The following is a 433-nucleotide window of genomic DNA, read 5'->3' on the forward strand; positions in this document are numbered from 1 at the left end:
CGGTGTGGTGGTCGGCGGCGGGGTGGTGCCCGTCGGGCCGTACACCTCGAACTCGGCGACCTGGCCGGCCGGCCAGCCGGTGTTGCCGGTGACGCTGAGCCGCAGGTGCCGCCGCTCCCCCGCCGGGAGCGGGATCGACACGGCGTTGCCGGTGGCCGGGTCGAAGGTGTAGCCGGCCGACGCCTTCAGCGTGGTCCAGATCGACCCGTCGGTCGAGCCGAGCACGGACAGGGTCTGCGTCCGCCGCTCCCAGCCGGGCGGCAGCTTGACCACCACCCGGTCGACGCTGCGCGCCGCGCCGAGGTCCACGGTCAGCGTCTGCGGGAAGGCGTTGTTGGCGCTCTCCCAGTAGGTGCCGGCGTTGCCGTCCACGGCGTTCGCCGCCGCGTACGTCTGGGTGCTGCTGGACGCGGTGGCGAACGCCGTGGACGGC

1 protein-coding gene is annotated in these 433 nt (G+C 74.6%); it reads right to left on the reverse strand.

Annotation, left to right across the window (positions count from 1 at the left end; all coding sequences use genetic code 11):
* A partial coding sequence (locus tag F8274_RS30920) for a discoidin domain-containing protein (protein ID WP_151465938.1) occupies positions 1 to 433 on the reverse strand: 433 nt, incomplete at both ends.

Origin of the sequence: Micromonospora sp. AMSO31t (assembly GCF_008868175.1) — a bacterium.
Taxonomy (GTDB): Bacteria; Actinomycetota; Actinomycetes; order Mycobacteriales; family Micromonosporaceae; genus Micromonospora.